The sequence below is a fragment of the Acinetobacter sp. LUNF3 genome (assembly GCF_022699605.1).
In the GTDB taxonomy this organism is placed as follows: domain Bacteria; phylum Pseudomonadota; class Gammaproteobacteria; order Pseudomonadales; family Moraxellaceae; genus Acinetobacter; species Acinetobacter johnsonii.
Genome location: NZ_CP093968.1, coordinates 630,892 through 652,458 on the forward strand (window position 1 = coordinate 630,892; position 21,567 = coordinate 652,458).

The following is a 21,567-nucleotide window of genomic DNA, read 5'->3' on the forward strand; positions in this document are numbered from 1 at the left end:
TTTTTTTCTGTTTGCAGCTTTTGCTAAGATGATGTGTATCTTTTCAATAAGAAAACAAGATGAAAATAAATCAAATCTGGTTTCAGGTGTTGCTGATCTTTGGTGGGTTCGTTTTGAGTCAAGCTACTCAGGCTCAGATCTTCGAAATAAAAAATGCATCGAAATGTTATGATGTAAAAATGACGACGAACTGTATGGACAGTAGCTGTGATGGACAAGCCAATATTGATCTTTACCTAAAAGGGACAACACAGCACTTTCAGCATTTTTCCTCGGCTGAATTGACGATGGATCTGGGCGAAACTTACAAACCGTCTGTTAATGTGGTGCAGCTTTATGGTGAGCAAAGTGCATTAATTTTTGCTGACTTTAACTTTGATGGGAGTGAAGATGTCGCCATCCGTAATGGTAACTATGGTGCTTATGGCGGGCCAACCTACGATGTGTATGTCTTTCATCGAACCAAGAATAAATTTGTTTTGAGTGAGGAGTTATCTGCCTTAACCCATGAAAATTTGGGCATGTTTGAGGTCGATCCAAAACAGAAAAGAATCTTAACCTTCAATAAAAGTGGGTGTTGTTATCACATCCGTTCGGAATATATCGTGATTCCTAAACACGGCTTGAGTTTAGTCAAAGAATTTATTGAAGATGCAACAGTCCAAGAAGGAAAGGTTAAAGTGACAGAGCGAACGCTGAATCATGGTCGATGGATAGAGAAGGTCCAGTATTATGCTGTGGATGAATATTATAAAAACTAAAAGCCATGTTTTATCAATCCGCTGATAAATTCACTTTGGCATCTTTGATGGTGTATCGCTTTTTCCACCTTGTTTGAATTGTCCATTTATATTGGCGGGCATGGATCATGATTAAATATCTGTAAGGTGTTGAAACACTGGCATTGATTTTGCAATTGAGATGAATAATCTTTGGGGGATTATTCATGAAAAAAATAAAATACTTACTCTTCTTTGTGTGCTGTATTGCTTTACCCAGTTTTGCTGCAGAGCCCCTGCCAACACAGGCTCAAAATATTCAAGAAATTCGTCTCTCGCTCGACAGTGTCTGGGTGGTGCTCGGTGGCATTTTAGTATTTTTCATGCAAGCAGGTTTTGCCCTGATTGAAAGTGGTTCGGTGCGCTCTAAAAACACCATTAATGTACTCATGAAAAACTATATGGATGCCTGTTTAGGGGGCTTGGTCTTTTGGTTGATTGGCTTTGGTTTGATGTTTGGTGTCAATTCGAGTGGCTGGATAGGAACCTCACATTTTGCCCCCAATGCCATGGATGACTGGCACTGGAACCTCTTGTTCTTTCAAATGATGTTTGCTGCCACCGCCACGACGATTGCCAGTGGGGCGATGGCTGAGCGGATTCACTTTGTGGCGTATATCGTGAGTGCTGCGGTGGTCAGTGGTTTGATCTACCCGATTTTTGGTGCATGGGCTTGGGGGAGCTTATTTGATGGAGAAGGTTGGCTAAAAGCCATGGGTTTCATTGACTTTGCAGGTTCAACGGTGGTGCATTCGATTGGTGGATGGGTGGCTTTAGCCGGAATTATTGTGTTGGGGCCTCGTTTAGGGCGGTTTGGGCGCAATGGACAGGTCCATTATTTGGCAGGACATAATTTACCGTTGGTGGCGCTAGGCGGTTTTGTTCTATGGCTGGCATGGTTTGGTTTTAATGCGGCCTCTACTGTGAAGGCGGATGTGAGTATTGGGCGGATTGCCTTGAATACGCATTTGGCGGCGTGTGCTTCGGCAGTTGCCTATATGGTTTATACCCTAATACGTGGTAAAGCAATTTTAATGCGCGGCACCATTAATGCCTCCTTGGGTGGGCTGGTTGCAATTACGGCGGGCTGTGCAACCATGAGTCCACTGTATGCCATCATCAGTGGGGCGGTTGCAGGTGTACTGGTCAGTATTTTACCAGTGGTGATGGAAAAACTCCGCTTGGATGATGTGGTCGATGCGGTGACTGTGCATGGTTTTTGTGGGGCATGGGGCACATTGGCAGCGGGGCTATTTTTTGAAAACCAAATGTTTAATGCGGGGGTCATTGCGGTACAAGGCTTGGGTATTTTGACAGCCTTTGCTTGGGGTTTTGGTGTGGCGTTGATCGTCTTTAAAGTTTTAGACGTTGTGCTTGGTGGTTTGCGGGTGAGTAAACAACATGAACAACGTGGCTTGGACTATACCGAACATGCAGAACTGTCTTATCCCGAGTTTCAGCGTGATGTGACGTTTGAAACTGATGATATGACCAAACGTCATTAATGAAAGAGGATAACTCATGTCGACCGAAACATTAACTATTTTACAAAAACGCCAAGCGATCGAGCGTGGATTGAGTCAGTACTTACAAGGAACACTTTTAGAGCAAGTATTGAATCACTGGGAAGCGAAATATGGTGATCAACCCTCCTTTGTCCTGAATCGTTTTTTGAGTGAAATCTGTACCACAGAGGAATTACGTTACTTCCGAAAAGACATGCTTAAAAATGTCTTGGCAGAGATGGCCCAAGTTGAAAAACAAGTGTTGTTGAACCCATCTGCAAAAGCATCGAAAAGCGAACAAGGGGGAGCAGTGTTACTCGATGCATTGACGTTTTTTATGCAAAATATCTGTCAAGCAGTCAAAGCCGTTGATGTGCAGGAGTTTGAGCATGAAGTGAAAATGCAGCTAGATGCTGTATCTGTTGTGATTGATAGATATCAGGCCTTGGATGATCGAGCAGTACTTGAAGCTTTGCCCATGACTCAATATGCGCAGGTCTTGACGGTCTGTTATGAACATTATTGTGAATTTTATGGTCCAGCAAAAGCAGATCAACTCTATGCCCATGTGAAGCGCCAAGTGAAAGAGCGTTACCCAATGGTCGATATGCATCGCTTAATTTAAATAAAAATAGACATAAAAAAAGCGACCTTCAGGTCGCTCTTTTCATATTAGGCTACAGTTTCTTCTGGGGCTGCACGCCAAAGGCTTTCTAGGTCGTAGAAACGACGTGCTGTTGGCAACATCACGTGCACAACAACAAAGCCAAGATCAATCAAGATCCATTCTGCATCACGTTCGCCTTCGACACCGAGAGGGCGGAAGCCTGCTTTACGTGCTTCTTCAGCAACGTTATCAGCAAGTGCTTTGATGTGACGCGTTGATGTACCGCTTGCAATCACAATTGCATCAGCGACGTTGCTGATTAGGCTGACATCAATCGCTAAAATATCTTTTGCTTTTACATCTTCAAGGGCTTCATGTACAACTTTTAAGCAAGCTTGTACGTCGGCAGCTTGGGTATTCATTGCGAAATCGTGAGAATTAGAAGCGCTGGGCGATGGTTCTAAATTCATAAAGGGAATTTTTCCGGACAATAACTCATCTTATAATATAGCGTTTTTAGGCGAAAATTTCAAATCCGCAATGGTTCAACTTTGAGGATGTGCAGCAAAGTATTTTGCCTTCCATGCAAAGGACTGAGTTGAAACAGTTTTTGGTCGATATTCAGCCGCAATAAAACCGTCATAACTGCTGTGTTGTAGCCATTCAAAAATATTTGCATACATAATTTGTGCAGTATCTGGCTCATGCCGCCCCGGACAGTCTGCAAATTGGATGTGACCAATAGCTTGAATATTTTCTTGTAAGCCTTGCAGTACATCTTCACCCATCATCGCCATGTGATAGCAGTCGTATTGCATTTTAAGTGCAGGATGTTGTACTGCTTCTAACATTTCCTGTGCTTGAGCAATATTTTGCACTAAGAAGCGCGGCATATCGGTGCCGTTGATCATTTCAAAGACAGGCTGAATGTCATGTTCACTGAACATATGGCAGGCCAGTTTCAGGTTTTTGGACAAGGTATTTAAACAGGGCAGTAGGTCGGCATCTAGGGGTTGTTTACCCGCAAGGATATTCACATTTGGCACTTTGAGTGCGCTAGCGTATTGCACTGCTAACTGAAGAGCGTGATGAAACTCTAGCTCTTTGCCGGGGACACCCGCGAGTCCATTGCCACCAGTCATTAAGTCGCCCGCAGGAACGTTAATGAGGCAGAGACTTAGGTCATAAAGCGTCAGCTGAGTTTGAATTTGTTCAATGCTGAGTTCATAGGGAAATTGGATTTCCACATGTTTAAAGCCAGCAGCTTGCGCTAAAGCAAAACGCTCAAGCAACGGTACTTCGGTAAAAATCATGGATAAATTTACAGCAAGTTTGGTCATGATTTTCTCCTGATTTTATTTGGCTTGTTGTTCTACTTGTAATATGACTGAGGCAAGATCAGCTTCAGCATAGCCTTGTTGTTGGTGTACTTGCAATTGCTGAAGTGCTCGCGCTGCAACAGGAATGTCGAGTTGGTGCTGCGCAGCAAGCTGCACGGCGTTATTCAAGTCTTTGGACAGGGTTTGAACTTTCCACTGTACGGGCTCAAACAGATGAGTCGCCATACGTGGACTTAAAATTTGGAAGGGTTTCGAATCGGCAAAACCGCCTGCAAGCGCAGGTGCGAGTAAGCGAGTGTCCACGCCAGCTTTGGATGCTAAAGCAACCGCTTCTGCAATCAGCGTGCTATTGGCTGCCACAATCAGTTGATTACAAATTTTGGTGGCTTGTCCTGTTCCTGTGTTGCCCATACAGGTGACACGTTGCGACAAGATATTATAAATCAAAGACAAGTCTTGAATCGTCTGTGCATCGCCACCAGCAAAGATGACCAGCGTACCTTGTTCCGCACCGATAGTTCCCCCTGAAACAGGTGAGTCGATCCATTGCACCTGTTTTTGTTCGGCACGTGCTGCAAGGCTCAGGGTTTGCTCCACCGAAAGACTGGAAAAGTCGATAATCACTTGCTTCGCCGTCAAAAACGGTTCGATTTGTTCATAAACGCTGAGTGCGGCTTTGTCGTCCGCTAAACAGGTTAGGATTACAGGATAGTCGGCAATATTCTGTAGCGTTAAGTCTGTCGCCCCTAAATCAATGAGTGCATCGCAGGCACTGCGGGTGCGGTTCCATACAGCGACCTCGAAACCCGCTTGAAGTAAGCGGGTGGCCATACGGCTGCCCATGAGTCCCATGCCAAGAAATGCAATTTTAGTGTGTCGATCGAAACTCATGGGACCCTCTTTGATTGTCAGTGCTTAAATACTGTTATTTATATTGGCGTGGTAGATACTGCGCGTCGGGTTGTTTATCTTTTTTACGTGCGATTTGGCTATTTTTACCTAACAGTAATTTGAGCTGCCAAATTTTTTCCAAACGTAAGGATTTTTTAGGCTCATGCTGCATGGCATCCAGCACATATTTTGAGGCCATGAGTGCATCTGGTGAGCGTTGTAACATTTCTTCTGCAATGGCTTGGGCTTTAGCAAGCGGTGATTCATCAAGATGTGTGACTAAGCCGATTTCTTTGGCATAAGTTGCATCGAAAATACGTGCCGTAAGCGTTAACTCTTTGGCAAGATCTAGTCCTATTAGACCTTTCAAAGAACGCGTCAGTCCCATATCAGGAACCAGTCCCCAACGGCTTTCCATAATCGACATTTTGGTTGCAGGGTGTGCGACACGAATGTCTGCCGCTAAAGCCAATTGCATGCCAGCGCCAAAGCAAAACCCTTCAATCGCGGCAATCACAGGAACAGGCAGTTCTTGCCAAATTAGGAAGGCTTTTTGAAAGAGGCTTTGTCCCGGTTTGATCAGTTCCCATGCAGCATAGGCGCGATTCTTCGGATTGTTCAAATCGGCAAGATCAATGCCTGCACTAAAGACTTGCGCTTCACCAGTAAGGATGACACAGCGAATGCTGCGGTCTTTTTTAATTTTTTCAGCAGTTTTAACCAATTCGCGCAACAGGTCGAAACTCATCGCATTGCGTTTGTCTGGACGGTTAAGTGAAACAGTGGCAATGCCGTTTTTGTTTTCAATGCGAAGTAAAGCCATGATGAGAACTCTTATTTTTTGCTCGCACGGAGCATAGCATAGCTCCCGTGCGGATAAATGACACCAAGAGTCACGTCGAAACTTGTCTTTGGTATCATGCTCTTTTGAAAGTTTATGGGCTATGTTTGATTAAAATTTGCTGTGCCGCATGTTGTACTTGTTCAATCACGACTTTGAGTTCATTGAAACGCTTGATGGTTTCTTGAACAAACTGTGCATCTGCTTTACGACGCTCTTTACGTAAGGTTGAAACAAACTGTTCAAATGTCCCTGTTGCTTCTTGTAAGTTGGGTACACCGACATAGCGTGTTGCACCATACAGACGGTGTAGCACATGCTCCAATTGTGGGAAATCTTCCATTTCAATCAACTGCTTCATTTCATGCAGTTCAGTATCAAAACTGTCCATTAACATACGCAGTAAGTCGACCGCTAAGTCTTCTTTATTAGCGGCTAACTGTAAGCTTTGCTGCCAGTCGAGTACCTTCGGATCAAGTGCTTCAATCACGATGGCTTTTTCAACAGGCGAGCCTTTGTTGAAGCGATCAGTGGTCCAATGGGTCAGGATTTGAATAATCTGATCAATTTGAATTGGTTTGGTGACATAGTCATCCATGCCGACTTGCAGTAGTTTTTGTTTTTCATCAGCTAATGCATGTGCAGTGAGGGCAATAATGGGCAAGCGCTTATGGTTTTCAATGGTTGACTCCAGCGCACGAATGGCACGTGTGGTATCGACCCCCGACATGACAGGCATTTGAATATCCATAAATACCAAATCAAAAGCTTTGCTGTCGTGTTCAGCGCGCTCTTGTAAAATCTCTAAGGCTTGTTGGCCGCTTAAAGCTTTTGTTGTCGTGACATTCAACTCGCCTAGTAGGGCTTCAAGGACAATCAGGTTGGGAAGATGGTCATCTACCGCTAAAATATGTAAGCCTTGACCATTGAAGGACTCCATTTCGTCTTCTTCAAATAGCGGTTGATTGCTGAGTAATTGAATCAAAGCACTCCGACTGAGTGGTTGGTATAATGGTCGTGCGCGATACTCATTCAGCGTGGTCAAATCGAGTGACATCTGGTAGCCATAAACCGCAAGGTTACCGCTATAACGTTGACGAATTTCTTTTAATAAGGCTTCGGTATCACCACTGTGGTCAACAATCAACCATGTGTTTTCCACATCTTGAGGCAGTCTGTTGAGGTGGCTGAACAAGTCTAAAATTGAACTCGATTCGATGTGCTCCACAGCATAGTCTTCAAGATAATGACGCAGAATATTGGCCGTTGCTGGATGCGCCAAATACGAGACCACTTGCATATCGTTAAACTGAGGATGCTCAACGTACTCATCTTCTTCATTGACCATAAACATGGCTGTAAACCAGAAGGTGGACCCTTTTTCGGTTGGCGCGCGTTCTTGGTTATCCTCAAATCCAATTTGCCCCTGCATCAAATGCACCAGCTGTTTGGAAATCGCTAAGCCCAGACCTGTACCGCCAAATTGACGCGTGACCGAAGCATCGCCTTGCGAGAAAGACTCAAACAGTTTTTTACGGTCGGTTCCACTGAGTCCGATACCGCTGTCTTGTACACTAAAGTGCAATAGGCACTGTCCAATATCATCTTGTTCCATTCTTGCGCGGACGATAATCTCGCCATCAGGAGTAAACTTAATGGCATTGGAAATCAGGTTGGTTAAAATTTGTTTGAAGCGTAGGGCATCTCCAACCACATGCTTTGGCACATTGTCGGCATAGTAAAAGGCCATATCGATATGCTTTTGTGCAGCAAGAGGAGATAGCATATCCATAACATCAAAAATTGCTTCTTCTAGATCAAAAGTTGCAGTGTCGAGTTCGAGTTTACCTGCATCAATTTTTGAAAAATCTAAAACATCGTTAATCAGTGCCAGTAAGTGTGCAGATGATTTTCGGATGGTTTGTAAATACAGATTTTGATCATTGTTGAGGTTGTCTTGACGCAGTAAGAGATGAATAAAACCATCAATACTGTTCAGTGGCGTGCGCAGTTCATGGCTGATATTGGCCAAGAATACAGACTTGGACTGACTTGCTGAAATGGCTTGGTCACGCGCTTGACGATAGGTAATGTTTTGCACTTCTAAAGTGTCAAGGGTTCGGCGTAAATCGTCTTCCGTCTGCTCAGTGTGTTCTTTCAATTCTAAAAAACTAAAATGCAGGCGTTTCACCACATTGGCAATATCGCGCTGTAGTAAGCGTAATTCACCAGTACTGTTAATCAGCATGTGTTGATCGAGGGTGTCGGCATTTAAACGTTGCAGCTGCATGCGAATTTCATACATCGGCGCAATCCAGCGACGTGAGTAGAAATTTAAACAGAGTAAAAGCAATAAGAGTGTCAACAGACCTGTCGCAATCAACACAATCAACACGCGATAACGGGCAATTTGTAAAGGCTGGTTATCTAATTCAACCACCAACTGCGCAGGCGTGCCTGTAAATTGGTTGATGGGCAAACCATATACTGTATTACCTTTAAAATTCATCGGGCCAAAAAAATCAGTATTTTTTTTCAACGCAGGCCACGGCGCTTGGTCTTGGTAGCCAATGCTGAGTTTGTTATTGCCTTTTTCATCAATAATTGCGGCACGAATCAGATGTTTTTCATTTAACATTTTTTGCATCAAATAACGTGCATTTTCATACTGCCAAGGGGAGGCATTCACCAAATTGATCGCCGCTTCCGCATCTAGCTGATAGCGCGTTAAAATCGCTATCGCCATTTGTCGCTGTTGGGCTTTGGCGGCATTCGATGTTTCGGTAATGACCAGTAATGCACCTACACAAGCCAAGATCATAATCGGCACGAAAATAAGTGCAATGAGCTGTCCATAAGCATGGTTTAAGTGCAGACGATTAAATAACTTTTTATTGATATTTGACATGGTGCAAGTGATTTATTCCCTATGCTTTGAAGTGTAGCACGCTTTATAAAAAATCGATGGTGCTTTAATCACTTTCACGAAAAAGCACGCTAAATGGGTGCAGGGACAGGCATTTTTCCATACAATAGGCGCACCTCGATCAAGGTAAAAAGAATGAGTACTACATCCACTGATTTTAAAGCAGACGAATTTTTGTTAGATCACTATGTTGGAAAAACTCCACTGGTGCGTTTACAGCGTCTGGCAAGTCACACTCAAGCAACAGTATTGGCAAAGTTAGAAGGCAACAACCCCGCAGGTTCTGTCAAGGACCGTCCCGCGTATAACATGATTATGCAAGCGGAAAAGCGAGGGCAAATCCAGCCGGGCGATACCTTGATTGAAGCGACCAGTGGAAATACCGGCATTGCATTGGCGATGGTTGCTGCGATGCGTGGCTATCAGATGAAACTGATTATGCCCAACAACATGAGCCAAGAACGTAAAGATGCAATGCGTGCTTATGGCGCGGAACTGATTGAAGTAACCAAAGAACAGGGCATGGAAGGTGCACGTGATTTGGCTTTGCAAATGCAAGAAGAAGGCAAAGGGCACGTACTCAACCAGTTTGGTAATCCTGATAATGTTGAAGCACATTATTTAACGACTGGGCCTGAACTTTGGCAGCAAACAGGTGGCAAAATCACTCACTTTGTGAGTTCAATGGGCACTACAGGTACCATTATGGGGGTCTCTAAATATCTCAAAGAAATGAACCCCGACATTCAAATTATTGGTCTACAGCCTTCACATGGTTCAAGTATCGCTGGGATTCGCCGTTGGCCTGAAGAATATTTACCAACGATTTTTGATCGCAGTCGGATTGATCAGATTATTGATATTCCGCAAATTGAAGCGGAAAAAACTATGCGTAAATTGGCGCAAAAAGAAGGGATTAGCGCAGGAACTTCTTCAGGTGGTGCGGTGTGGGCATCAATTAAAATTGCTGAAGAAAACCCTGGTGCCGTCATTGCATGCATTATTTGTGACCGTGGTGACCGTTATTTATCGACGGGTCTTTTCTCTGTGGTCGATCCCGAATAAAACAATAAAAGAGAGTCCTGCTATGCGTTTACCTGTTCTCACTTTTGATATCGAAACAATGACTGATTTGAGATCGGGGGCGCATTTATATGGTTTAGATTTGCCTGAGGCTGATTTGGAGGCGGCACTGACCAAATTGCGTCGCCAAGAATCAGGTATGGATTTTCAGCGTTTGGCTTTGCATGAAATTGTGTGTATTTCAGGCTTGTGGTTGGATGACCAAGGCCAGATGAAACTTTTTTCTTTTAGCCGTGAGCAATATTCGGAAGCAGAAATCCTCAGTAAGTTTTTATCCATATTTGATAAGCGCTTACCAACTTTAGTGAGTTGGAATGGCGCTCAGTTTGACTTACCTGTAATCATGCTTCGCGCTATGTATCATGGTTTAACTGCACCTGCTTTGTTCGATCAGGGCGAAATTGACACACAAAAGCGCTATAATAACTATCAGAACCGTTATCATCAGCGTCACATCGATCTGATGGATGTGATGGCAATGTTTAATGGACGTCATTTCCAAAAGCTAGATGATGTTGCTCATTTATTGGGGTATCCCGGTAAACGAGGCGATGGGGCTTATCATGTACCTGAATATGTTCGGGCGCAGGAATGGCTCAAACTCACCAGTTATTGTGAAGGTGATGTGCTAAATACATGGTTGGTGTATTTGCGTTGGCTCTTGCTCAAAGGGCAATTGCTCGCTCAAGATCACCGTCATTTTATTCATCAAACCATCCAGTTTTTACAGGCTCAACCGCAGCATCAAGACTTTTTGTCGGTGTGGCGTGAGACCTCACAGCAGACGGCTTTTACCGCTGCCGATTTTTCTCCTTCCCATCTTTAGGTACACATGAAACATAGAGCCAAACCTCGTCCAACTCAACAGCCCAGTTATATTTTTCAGGTTGAGTCACTTTCGCATGAAGGACGTGGCATAGCGCACTATGGTTCGCATCCAGACCATCCTGCGGACAAGCAGGGTAAAAAAGTCTTTATTAGCTATGCATTGCCGGGTGAAACGGTCAAAGCGCAGATTACCCATGTAGTAAAGCGTTTAGAGGAAGCCGATGCTATTCAACTCCTCAGTGAAGCCTCTACTTTTCGTGTTGAGCCGAAGTGCCCGCATTTTAAAAGCTGTGGTGGCTGTAATATGCAGCACATTCATCCCGATGAACAAATTCGTTTAAAGCAAGATGTGCTTAAATCACATTTGCAGCATTTTGCGGGGATTCAACCGGAAGAATGGTTGCCGCCTTTGCGCTCTTTACGTGAAGACTACCGCCGTAAAGCACGCATTGGGGTGCGTTATTTGCCACATAAAGACCAATTGGTCGTGGGTTTTCGAGAGCGTCAAACCAATAAACTAACTTCAATTGATCGTTGTTTGGTGTTAGATCAAGCGTTTGGTTCGATCACACGCTTGAAGCAGTTACTCCAAAGTCTAACAGCCAAAGCGGCTATTGGTCATATAGAATTGGCCATGGGGGATTGTGACATCGCCCTCACGGTGCGACATACTGAAAAATTAAACACAGAGGATGTCAACCGATTAAAACAATTTGCGTTAGACAGAGGGTGGCAATTGTATTTACAAGCTGCAGGCCCAGACAGTCTAAAGCGTATGGATGATGAACATGCAGAGATGCGTTTACATTATCGTTTAAATGATTTTGATGTGGCATTTGGATTTAACCCACATGACTTTACTCAAGTAAACTCAACCATTAACCCGCAAATGGTGAAATTGGCATGTGACTTGCTAGATTTAAAACAAGGAGAGCGTGTTCTCGATTTGTTCTGTGGTCTAGGAAATTTCTCTTTGCCTTTGGCTCGATGCGTGGGAGCAACAGGACAAGTGGTTGGTGTTGAAGGCAGTGAAGAAATGGTTCAACGTGGTGCAGAAAATGCGGAACGTAATGCTCTTCGTCAGTTGAAGTTCTTTTCACAAGATTTAACAAAAGATTTCTCGCATCATTCTTGGGCAAATCAAGGATTTGATGCATTATTGATAGATCCTCCACGTGCAGGCGCAGAGGAAATAATGCATTATATGCCTAACTTTGGTGCAAAAAGAATCGTTTACGTGTCGTGTAATCCGGCGACACTCGCAAGGGATGCGGGGCTGTTGGTACAACAGGGTTATCGATTAGTCAAAGCTGGTGTGATGGACATGTTTACCCACACAGGTCACGTTGAGTCGATAGCATTGTTTGAAAAAGTTAATGAGATAAACGATTAAAGAATATGAAGCGTAAAAGTGTAGGAGAAGGGTATGGTCACAGTACGTGAGCAACTACCTGGGCGACTCAATGAGTTGTCTCAGGAGGCGACTGTAGAGCATGCCGAACAAGCTCAACATGATTTGGCTGAATGGTTAGATCGTGTTCGAAGCATATTAGATGATGCGAAGCTTGAGCAACTCGAAGAAGTTGCCAATTTGACTTTACAAAAAGAGTTAGAAACTACGGTTAATCATCGTTCCAATACCTTTTATACCGGTATTGAAATGGCGGATATTCTGGCCCATTTACATGTCGATGAAGACACCTTGGCTGCTGCGATGCTCTATCGTGGTGTACGCGAAGGCGTGATTCCATTGGCGGAAGTACAAGAGCATTTTGGCGAACAAGTGCATGCACTGGTCAAAGGCACTTTGGCTATGGGTAAGTTATCTGACCTCATCGAGCAAAATAAACGCCTCGAAGATCACTTTAATAACAATCAGCGCGAGCACTTAAACGGCATTTATAAAATGTTGATTTCGGTGACGGAAGACGTGCGCGTTGTACTGATCAAATTGGCTGAGCGAACTTATGCACTGCGTGAATTGGCGACTTCATCTAAAGAACGTCAAGAGCGTGTAGCACGAGAAATCTTAACCATTTACTCACCTCTGGCACACCGTTTAGGGATTGCGCAGTTAAAGTGGGAACTGGAAGATTTAGCCTTTCGCTATTTAGCACCCGATCGCTATAAAGAAATTGCGACGCTGCTGAATGAAAAGCGACTGGAGCGTGAGCAATATATTCAGTTTGTGATTGATACATTGCGTGCATCTTTGAATGAGCATGGCATTGAAGCTGAAATTAGCGGCAGGGTAAAACACATTTATTCGATTTATCGAAAAATGAAAAGTAAGAACCTGAGCTTCGATCAGCTCTATGACATTCGTGCCGTTCGGGTCTTGGTTAAAACGGTTCCTGAGTGCTATCACTCGTTGGGGATCGTGCACCAAATTTGGCGGCATATACCGCATCAGTTTGATGACTATATTACCAATCCGAAAGCCAATGGTTACCGCTCACTGCATACGGCTGTGATTGCGGAAAATAAGTCACTGGAAGTTCAGATTCGTACCAAGAGCATGCATGAAGAAGCAGAGCTTGGGGTGTGTTCGCACTTTAACTATAAAGAGGGTGGTAAGAATACCGATCGCTCTTTTAACCATCGTTTACATTCATTGCGTGCAGTACTTGAACACTATCAAGAGCGCAATGATGCGAATGTACATAAGTCTGATGAAGACTCTGAAAATTTTGAGCAAATTCAAGATTTTGAGGATTTTGAGAAGATTTATGTGTTTAGCCGTGATGGTGATATTAAAGAGCTCCCACGTGGTTCGACCGTACTCGACTTTGCTTACCATGTACATACTCAAGTCGGTAACAAGTGTTATGCCGCGCGGGTGAATCAGCGCTATGTTCCGCTAACTTATACTTTAAAAACGGGTGAACAAGTTGAGATTTTGACCAAGAAAGACCGTGAGCCAAACCGTGATTGGTTGGTGAACTCTTTAGGTTATATCAAGACGGCACGTGCGCGTGACAAGCTGCGCCATTGGTTCCGCCAACAAGACCGCAGCAAAAACTTGGAAGTGGGCCGTGACCTGCTCAACAAAGAACTTTCACGTTTAGCAATTCACCCAAAAAGTATTGATTTGAATGATTACTGCAATCATTTCAATGTCAAAGCGGGTGAAGATATTCTGATTGCACTGGTCAATGGTGACATTAGTCTGCATGCCTTGATCAATCAGGTGAACCGCCATATGCATTTGGATCAGGACGAACCTGAACTGGTGCTGAAGCCGACATTGAATCCACGTGCTAGTCATACTTTGTCAGCGCATGGCATTTTGATTGATGGTTTAGATAACGTTGAGCTGCATGTGGCGCAGTGTTGTCAGCCTGTGCATGGTGAGTCAATTGCGGGTTATATCACCTTGAACCGTGGGGTGAGTATTCACAAAGTGGCGTGTCCTGACTACTTACGCATGATTCAAAATGAACCGGAGCGTGCAGTAGAAGCCGATTGGGAAATGCAGCCAACGCGTGGTCAGAGTGTACAAATTGTGGTGGAAGCTTATGATCGCCGTGGTTTGCTTAAAGATTTGACCCAAGTGATTTTCTCCGATCAAATCAATATTCGTCAGGTCAACACCATCTCTGAAGCAGACGGTATTGCCAATATGAAATTGTTGATTGAAGTTAAAGGTTTATCACAATTATCAAAACTGTTGGCGCGGTTAGAGCAACAACCAGGCATTATTAGTGCGCGTCGTTTGGTGCAAGGTAACTAAGCGAATTGAAAAGAAAGAGTCTGCAATTGCAGGCTCTTTTTATTTGGAAAGGTACAAATTGGTCAGGCGATTCAGAAATTGAGGACTGATTTTACTCAGTTGAAATAAAAGCTTGGCTTTGGCGCCCACGGCTTGATGCGTTGCAGTGAGTGCCGTATCTTTTGCAACAGCCCTTTGAAAAACGTGTTGCGCTACATCTTCTGCAGTTAAGTGTACCCCCATGTTTTGAATACTCTTCGCTTGCATATCCTGCACCATGGCAGTTTGTACAAATAGCGGCATGACATCTAATACGCGAATGCCATATTTCTGCCATTCGGTATCTAAGCCTTCGGTGATGCCGCGTACCGCAAACTTACTGGCAGAGTACGAGACCAAATCGGCTTGACCATAGATGGCTGAGGCTGAAGAAAGGTTGATGATGCGGGCAAAATTCGCTTGTTTGAGGTAGGGCAATGCAGCGTGACAGCCATTCAGTAAACCATTAACATTGATCGAGATAGTTTTGTGATGTGCGCTGATCTCTGTGTGTTCAAAAGGCCCTGAGAATAGAATTCCTGCATTATTGACCAAAACATTGAGCTCGCCCGCCCATGCGACAAACTCGGCTAAAGCAGTTTGCCAATCTTGATAGTTGGAAACATCGAGCTGTCCTGCTTTGGCATTTGGGCCGAGGCTAGCTGCCAGCTGTTCGGCTTGAGCGCTATTGATGTCATAAATCCCGACTTTATAGTGATGTGCATAAAATAAGCGGGCGATGGCTGCACCAATACCTTGGGCTGCACCGCTAATCAAAATATTGCGCATTGAAATGGCTCCTTGTTGCTCTTTTTCTTGATGTTATTGTTGTGATTGGATTGAGCATAACAAATGAATGCCGTCATAATGTAATTTTTATCAATATGATTTTTGAAGAGAGATAAACATGGAACAATTGCTGAACGTGATGCGTGAATTACGTGAAAAATGTCCATGGGATCAACAACAAACCCCAGAAAGTTTAACCCGCTATGCCATTGAAGAGGCTTATGAAGTTGAAGCCGCTGTGCGTTCAGGTAAAGCTGATGAGGTGCGCGATGAGTTGGGGGATTTACTGCTACAGGTGGTGTTCCAGTCACAGATGTATGCCGAGCAAGGGGCTTTTAATTTTCAAGATGTGGTTCATGCCATCACAGAAAAACTGATTCGTCGTCATCCCCATGTCTTTCAAGCACAGCAGTTTTCAGCTTTGTCTGCCGAAGATGTAGGCGAGCTTTGGAAGCAAATTAAACAACAGGAAAAACAAGGTAAGGCACAGTCACGATTAGACAGCATCAAGCATGGCCCAGCCTTACAACAAGCGGAACAGATTCAAAAAAATGCAGCACGGATCGGTTTTGACTTTCCAGATGTAGCAGGTGCTTATACCAAGCTTGAAGAAGAATTAGCTGAATTGAAACATGCGGTTCAACAGCAAAATTCCGATGAAATAGCAGATGAATTTGGCGATTGTTTATTTTCAATGATCAATGTTGGACGTAAACTGGGCGTCTCAAGCGAAATGTCGCTTTTGAGTACGATTCATAAATTTCGCACTCGTTTTGCTTTCATTGAAGATCAAGCTTTGCAACAACAAAAAAAGATTGAGCAGATGTCTTTAGAAGAAATGGATCAACTGTGGGAGCAAGCCAAATTACAACTGAAATAATAAAAATGGTGGCTTGAATTGATAAAAATAAAAGTAAGTTTGTTGATCATTGCGTTGTTATTACTGAGTTTGTTGGCTTGGGTGCCCAGTAGTTATGCACAGTCTTTTGATCAGAACTATCTGAACTGGAAAGCAGAGCAGCAGGCCTGGGATGATCGTATTCAGGCCCCCAAGAGCGCGAAACGTTCAGTGTCTCTTGTTCAGGCCCAACCTGTGTCGGGCGCAAATAAAATTAGTTTAAATCAAGCCAGTGTCGATCAACTACAGCAACTTCAGGGCGTGGGTCTAAAAAAGGCCCAAGCAATTGTGGCCTATCGCCAGAAACAAGGGCCATTTAAGACCATAGATGAACTACAACAGGTGCGCGGGATTGGACCGGCAATTTTTGCAAAAAATAAAACTCGTTTGGGCTTGTGAAAAAAGCGGTGTCATTTATTGGTGAATTGATCAGAATCCTGCTTTGCTTTCGATAATCAAATTGCCCTTTGATTGTGTTAGATATATGATTAGCGTCATCTTAGAATTTTACGTTTAGGCGTAGGAGACAGCGGCTTTTGCAAACTTTGCGCGCGTCAAAATGTGGTTTATCAACCGCTCAATTACCTTCTTACATTTTAGATGTGATCGATGCATTAACTAAGGCAGGCTATGAAGCGTATATCGTCGGTGGCGGTGTCCGCGACATGATGCTTGGCCTAAATCCCAAAGATTTTGATGCAGTGACCAATGCAACACCGTCACAGGTAAAAGAAGTTTTCGGACGACGTTGCCGTATTATCGGACGCCGTTTTGAGTTGGCTCATGTCTATTCAGGTCGTGAGTTGGTTGAAGTGGCAACTTTCCGTGCACCGCCGAAGAAAGAAGTCACCTCTGCACAAGGCATGATTTTGCGTGATAACAATTGGGGTACGATAGAGCAAGACTTTGCCCGCCGCGACTTTTCAATTAATGCGATGTACTATCAGCCACGTAAGGGTGTTGTCTTGGATTTCTGTCATGCTGTGGATGACATTAAAAATAAAACCTTACGTCTACTAGGCGATGCAAAAACACGTTTTGAAGAAGATCCTGTGCGAATGCTGCGAACTTTACGTTTTGCTGCAAAATTAGGTTTCTCAATTGATCAGCAAATTCTCGACGTTTTCACCTTGGAAATGACACAGTTGCTGCGTGATGTATCGCCGCACCGTTTATATGATGAATCTCAGAAGCTGTTCACGATGGGGCATTTAAATCGTGTGCTGCCAATGTTGATCGATTTCGGCATTTGGAAGCAGTTATTTGCAGATATCCAACCGAATATCACCCCATTTATTGAACGTGCTGCTAAAAATACCGATCAGCGTATTCAAGTGGGCAAAACCATTAACCCTGCATTTTTCTATGCGGTGTTGTTATGGAAGCCGTTCTTAGAGCGTTGTGAGTTTTATAGCAGTAAAGGTGTGGTTGCGGCTGAAGCGCGTGCACAAGCGGGACTTGATGTATTAAAACGCCAAGCCACGCGGACTATTATTCCGCGCTTTGCCGAAACCTTTATTCGTGAAGTGTGGGAAATGCAAACGCGTTTACTCAACCCGAAAGCACAGCAAATTCAAGCCTTATCTAGCCATGCACGTTTCCGTGCAGGCTTTGACTTCTTGTTGCTTCGCGAAAAATCCGGTGATGAGGGTACGCTCGGCATGGGACAGTGGTGGGACGCCTATCAGTTGATGAGCACCGATGAAAAAGAACGTGCCATCAGCCAATATAACCGCCAACGTGCAAAATCACGTCGCAGTGGTAAAGCAAGTGCTGAAGAAGCGGCGATTGCCAAAACGGTAAGTCATGAAATTGAGCCTTTGGTGCAAGAGCAAGAATCACGCAGTCGCCGTGCACGTAAACCGAAGCAACACGCTGAAGCCCGTACCCCGACTGGTAAGGGAACAGGTCACAGCTCAACCGAGATTGGTGTAGACCACCCAATTTTAAAACGTAAACGTGTTCAGCGTGATTTAAGCAGCGTGATTTTTGGGCCGACACAATGAGCATCGTCACGTACATTGGTCTAGGTAGTAACTTAGGCGACTCTAAAGTGATTTTGACTGAAGCGGTGCACAAGTTGGCTAGTCTTGGCGATGTGAAGATCTCCAAGCTGTATCAAAGCCCACCGATGGGGCCGCAAGACCAACCCAATTATTTAAATGCCGTGGTGCAACTCAGCACAAACTTGGCACCGTTGGCTTTGCTGGATGAGCTGCAACGTTTTGAACAAGAGTCGGGACGTGTACGTTTACGCCATTGGGGTGAACGTACTTTAGATTTAGATTTACTGATCTATGCAGAAGAGAAAATTCAGCATGAACGCTTAACTGTGCCACATGTCGGTGTGATGGAGCGTGATTTTGTGTTGATTCCATTGCTGGATTTAGACCCCAATTTACACATTGATGGTATTGCGTTGAAACAGTTGCCTGTTGTACAACAACCCACGTTGAGCGTGCTGGATGCAGGCAATTGGGCAGAGATTTAATTTAGCCGAGCTAAAGATGTTGAAAGGAATAGTTTGATGATTAGTTTAAATGACTTAAGAAAATTTAAAGCAGAAGGTCGCAAATTTTCCTGCCTGACTTGCTATGATGCAAGTATGGCAAAGGCAATGGAACTTGCTGAAATTGATACCATTTTAATTGGCGATTCACTCGGTATGGCCATTCAAGGTCGTGATTCCACTTTGCCTGTTACAGTTGAAGATATGGCTTACCATACCGCAGCTGTACGCCGTGGTAACCAGCATGCCTTGATCATGACTGACTTACCTTTTATGAGCTATGCCACCTTAAATGATGCTTTGCAAAGCTCAAAAGTAGTGATGCAAGCGGGCGCGCAAATGGTCAAAGTCGAAGGTGGAGCATGGCTGGCTGAAACGGTTCAGGTTTTGACACGCAACGGTATTCCTGTATGTGTACACTTAGGTTTAACCCCACAGTCTGTACATGTGTTTGGTGGCTATAAATTACAAGCACGCACACGTGAAGCGGCAGACCAATTAATTGCGGACTGCCAAGCGGTGGTTGATGCGGGTGCTGCGGTGCTGTTATTAGAGTGTGTGCCTGCGCAGCTCGGGAAAGAAATTAGTGAGTTGTTCCCACATGTACCTGTCATTGGCATTGGCGCAGGTGTGGATACCGATGGTCAAGTATTGGTGGTACAAGACATGCTTGGACTGACTTTTGGTCGTGTTGCAAAATTTGTGCGTAACTTTATGAAAGAACAAGCAGGGGAAACGGCGATTTTGGATGCGTTCAAGGCATACCATGCAGCGGTGCTTGATAGCTCATTCCCTGCAAAAGAACAAACATTCCAAGTCGAGCTGTAAAACATGAAAACTGAAACCACGATCCAAGGCCTCTCAGCATCATTGAACCCTGCGCGAACGGCTCGAAAAAGTATTGGTTTCGTCCCGACCATGGGCAACTTGCATCAGGGGCATTTGAACCTTGTGCGCGAAGCGAAAAAACTCTGTGATGTGGTTGTAGTTAGTATTTTTGTGAATCCGATTCAATTTGGACCCAATGAAGATTTTGACAGTTACCCACGCACCTTGGAACAAGATCAGCGCTTGTTGGCCGAGGTTGGTTGTGACATCGTGTTTGCACCATCGGTTGAGCAAATGTATGGCAACAGTCCACGTTTGACCAATATTACTGTTTCAGATATCACCAATGATTTGTGTGGTCTACAACGCCCAGGGCATTTTGATGGTGTCGCCGTTGTGGTGACGAAACTGTTCAATATTGTGCAACCCACTTTTGCTTTCTTTGGTGAAAAAGACTATCAACAGTTGGCTGTGATTCGTCAATTTGTTCGTGATTTGAATATGCCGCTTGAAGTGATGGGTGTGGCAATTGCACGTGCAGAAGATGGTTTGGCTTTAAGTTCACGTAATGGTTATTTAAGCGAAGAAAACCGTCAAAAGGCACCGGCCATTTATCAAAGTTTAAAAGCGGCAGAACAGTCGCTGCAAACTGGTACCGCTTTAGCTGATGTGTTAGCAAATATAAAGGCGACATTGACACAGGCTGGTTTTGTTGTGGATTATGTGGAAGCACGCACACCTGCATTGCAGAAATTGGATGCGTTTGACCAAGATGTGGTGCTTTTTGTTGCGGCAAAACTCGGGGCAACTCGTTTAATTGATAACTTGAAAGTGAAACATATTTAGGCAAGCTCACCTCTCAAAGGATTAAGATGAAGCGCATTTTAATTGTTACAGGACAGTCTGGTTCGGGTAAATCCTCTGCATTACAAGTATTGGAAGACCTTGGTTATTACTGTATTGATAATTTGCCTTTGGCCTTACTCCCAGAGATTGTGGCTAAACTGGATCGGGAAAATAACCTTGAGCAGTTGGCGCTTGGTGTGGATGTACGCAGTACACGTGCAGATTTGCAAGAGTTCGACTTGGTGTTTGAACAATTGCAAAGGCATGGTACGGTCGATATTATTTATTTGACCACGCGTGACCAAGAACTGATTGCGCGCTTTAGTGCTTCACGTCGTCCTCATCCGTTGGCGACACGCTTTCAAAGTTTGAATCAGTGCATTCAAGAAGAGAAAACCCTTTTATTGCCGATTAATTTGCGCTCAACTGTGCATATTGATACCACCGATAAAAGTGTGCATGACTTAAAGCATACCTTGCTGTCAAAGTTGGGGCAGTCGGATAACCTGATTTTGATTTTGCAGTCTTTCGGCTTTAAACATGGTATTCCGTTAGATGCTGACTATGTGTTTGATGTTCGACATTTACCCAATCCCCATTGGGATTTAGAACTGCGGAAGTATTCTGGACTGGATGCCCCTGTGCAAAAATTTTTGGAACAAAGTGAGCAAACCCACGAAATGTTCCAAGATATTTATAAATTTTTAGATAAATGGTTACCAGCTTTTGCTGAAGGGCATCGTCACTATATGACCGTGTCAATTGGTTGTACGGGTGGGCAGCATCGCTCTGTATATATTGTGGATAGACTAAAAAAAGCCCTTGAGGCAAAATGGTCTATTCAGGTCCTCCATCGAGAAATGAAGCACTGGGCATGATTGACACAACTGTTGACGTAATTAATAAACTAGGGTTACATGCGCGTGCATCTGGCAAGCTCATTGAAGTGACCACCAAATTCCGTTCTTCAATCCAAATTGGAAAAGGAGACAAATTGGTGGATGCCAAAAATATTATGTCCCTCCTTATGCTAGGCGCAGGAAAGGGCACCACTTTACGCTTGGTGCTTGAAGGCGCAGATGAAGAACAAGCTTTATCTGAGATTCAGACACTATTTGCAGCAAAATTTTACGAGGCAGATTAATC

Annotated in this window: 21 protein-coding genes; 15 read left to right on the forward strand and 6 right to left on the reverse strand. The window is 44.1% G+C overall.

Annotated elements, in window-relative coordinates; genetic code table 11:
* The first annotated feature begins 59 nt into the window (after positions 1–59).
* From MN200_RS02980 to MN200_RS02990, 3 genes are all read left to right on the forward strand, one after another.
* Positions 60–761 carry an FG-GAP repeat protein gene (locus tag MN200_RS02980; RefSeq protein ID WP_058868947.1) on the forward strand — a complete coding sequence of 234 codons (702 nt, stop codon included), beginning with the start codon at positions 60–62 and terminating at the stop codon, positions 759–761.
* A 185-nt stretch (positions 762–946) separates the two neighbouring features.
* Positions 947–2,284, forward strand: a complete 1,338-nt coding sequence (locus MN200_RS02985; protein ID WP_058868948.1) for an ammonium transporter — start codon at positions 947–949, stop codon at positions 2,282–2,284.
* A gap of 16 nt (positions 2,285–2,300) precedes the next feature.
* The gene (locus MN200_RS02990; protein WP_058868949.1) at positions 2,301–2,909 is read left to right on the forward strand and encodes a hypothetical protein; all 609 of its coding nucleotides are present in this window, start codon (positions 2,301–2,303) and stop codon (positions 2,907–2,909) included.
* Between the two features lie 47 nt (positions 2,910–2,956).
* Here MN200_RS02990 and rsfS read toward each other — a convergent pair whose 3' ends face one another.
* The 5 genes from rsfS to MN200_RS03015 form a co-directional block, all read right to left on the reverse strand.
* Positions 2,957–3,361, reverse strand: coding sequence for a ribosome silencing factor (gene rsfS / locus MN200_RS02995; protein ID WP_004692321.1), 405 nt, complete (start codon positions 3,359–3,361; stop codon positions 2,957–2,959).
* Positions 3,362–3,436: 75 nt separating this feature from the next.
* Complete coding sequence (locus tag MN200_RS03000; RefSeq protein ID WP_058868950.1) at positions 3,437–4,231, reverse strand: TIM barrel protein; 795 nt, start codon at positions 4,229–4,231, stop codon at positions 3,437–3,439.
* A 15-nt stretch (positions 4,232–4,246) separates the two neighbouring features.
* Positions 4,247–5,122 carry an NAD(P)-dependent oxidoreductase gene (locus tag MN200_RS03005; protein ID WP_058868951.1) on the reverse strand — a complete coding sequence of 292 codons (876 nt, stop codon included), beginning with the start codon at positions 5,120–5,122 and terminating at the stop codon, positions 4,247–4,249.
* A 34-nt stretch (positions 5,123–5,156) separates the two neighbouring features.
* Positions 5,157–5,945 (reverse strand): crotonase/enoyl-CoA hydratase family protein, encoded by a 789-nt coding sequence (locus MN200_RS03010; RefSeq protein ID WP_058868952.1) that lies wholly within the window; start codon positions 5,943–5,945, stop codon positions 5,157–5,159.
* 112 nt (positions 5,946–6,057) lie between these two features.
* Positions 6,058–8,871 carry an ATP-binding protein gene (locus tag MN200_RS03015; RefSeq protein WP_058868953.1) on the reverse strand — a complete coding sequence of 938 codons (2,814 nt, stop codon included), beginning with the start codon at positions 8,869–8,871 and terminating at the stop codon, positions 6,058–6,060.
* A gap of 153 nt (positions 8,872–9,024) precedes the next feature.
* On the opposite strand from MN200_RS03015, the gene cysM reads away from it, so the two are divergent.
* Genes cysM through MN200_RS03035 form a run of 4 tightly spaced genes read left to right on the forward strand, consistent with a single transcriptional unit; the run spans position 9,025 to position 14,533 of the window.
* A complete protein-coding gene (gene cysM / locus MN200_RS03020; protein WP_058868954.1) occupies positions 9,025–9,954 on the forward strand; it encodes a cysteine synthase CysM in 930 nt (309 codons plus the stop codon).
* 22 nt (positions 9,955–9,976) lie between these two features.
* A complete protein-coding gene (locus tag MN200_RS03025; protein WP_058868955.1) occupies positions 9,977–10,798 on the forward strand; it encodes a 3'-5' exonuclease in 822 nt (273 codons plus the stop codon).
* Positions 10,799–10,804: 6 nt separating this feature from the next.
* Positions 10,805–12,193 carry a 23S rRNA (uracil(1939)-C(5))-methyltransferase RlmD gene (gene rlmD, locus MN200_RS03030; RefSeq protein WP_058868956.1) on the forward strand — a complete coding sequence of 463 codons (1,389 nt, stop codon included), beginning with the start codon at positions 10,805–10,807 and terminating at the stop codon, positions 12,191–12,193.
* Positions 12,194–12,226: 33 nt separating this feature from the next.
* Positions 12,227–14,533, forward strand: a complete 2,307-nt coding sequence (locus MN200_RS03035) for a bifunctional (p)ppGpp synthetase/guanosine-3',5'-bis(diphosphate) 3'-pyrophosphohydrolase (protein ID WP_004979149.1) — start codon at positions 12,227–12,229, stop codon at positions 14,531–14,533.
* A gap of 39 nt (positions 14,534–14,572) precedes the next feature.
* Here MN200_RS03035 and MN200_RS03040 read toward each other — a convergent pair whose 3' ends face one another.
* The gene (locus MN200_RS03040; protein ID WP_058868957.1) at positions 14,573–15,340 is read right to left on the reverse strand and encodes an SDR family oxidoreductase; all 768 of its coding nucleotides are present in this window, start codon (positions 15,338–15,340) and stop codon (positions 14,573–14,575) included.
* Between the two features lie 118 nt (positions 15,341–15,458).
* Between MN200_RS03040 and mazG the strand changes: the two genes are divergently transcribed.
* From mazG to MN200_RS03080, 8 genes are all read left to right on the forward strand, one after another.
* On the forward strand, positions 15,459–16,220 hold the full coding sequence (gene mazG, locus MN200_RS03045) for a nucleoside triphosphate pyrophosphohydrolase (protein WP_010325929.1): 762 nt from the start codon (positions 15,459–15,461) through the stop codon (positions 16,218–16,220).
* An 18-nt stretch (positions 16,221–16,238) separates the two neighbouring features.
* The gene (locus tag MN200_RS03050; protein ID WP_058868958.1) at positions 16,239–16,637 is read left to right on the forward strand and encodes a ComEA family DNA-binding protein; all 399 of its coding nucleotides are present in this window, start codon (positions 16,239–16,241) and stop codon (positions 16,635–16,637) included.
* Positions 16,638–16,774: 137 nt separating this feature from the next.
* Entirely contained in the window at positions 16,775–18,244 is a 1,470-nt protein-coding gene (gene pcnB, locus MN200_RS03055) for a polynucleotide adenylyltransferase PcnB (RefSeq protein ID WP_058868959.1), read from the forward strand.
* Complete coding sequence (gene folK / locus MN200_RS03060) at positions 18,241–18,729, forward strand: 2-amino-4-hydroxy-6-hydroxymethyldihydropteridine diphosphokinase (RefSeq protein ID WP_004692303.1); 489 nt, start codon at positions 18,241–18,243, stop codon at positions 18,727–18,729. Before pcnB ends, folK begins: the two co-directional genes overlap by 4 nt.
* Before the next feature lie 36 nt (positions 18,730–18,765).
* Positions 18,766–19,575 carry a 3-methyl-2-oxobutanoate hydroxymethyltransferase gene (gene panB, locus MN200_RS03065; protein ID WP_004692301.1) on the forward strand — a complete coding sequence of 270 codons (810 nt, stop codon included), beginning with the start codon at positions 18,766–18,768 and terminating at the stop codon, positions 19,573–19,575.
* 3 nt (positions 19,576–19,578) lie between these two features.
* Complete coding sequence (gene panC / locus MN200_RS03070; protein ID WP_058868960.1) at positions 19,579–20,421, forward strand: pantoate--beta-alanine ligase; 843 nt, start codon at positions 19,579–19,581, stop codon at positions 20,419–20,421.
* Positions 20,422–20,447: 26 nt separating this feature from the next.
* Entirely contained in the window at positions 20,448–21,299 is an 852-nt protein-coding gene (gene rapZ, locus MN200_RS03075; RefSeq protein ID WP_004692298.1) for an RNase adapter RapZ, read from the forward strand.
* Entirely contained in the window at positions 21,296–21,565 is a 270-nt protein-coding gene (locus MN200_RS03080; protein WP_058868961.1) for an HPr family phosphocarrier protein, read from the forward strand. The genes rapZ and MN200_RS03080 overlap by 4 nt, the downstream gene beginning before the upstream one ends.
* Positions 21,566–21,567: the final 2 nt, after the last annotated feature.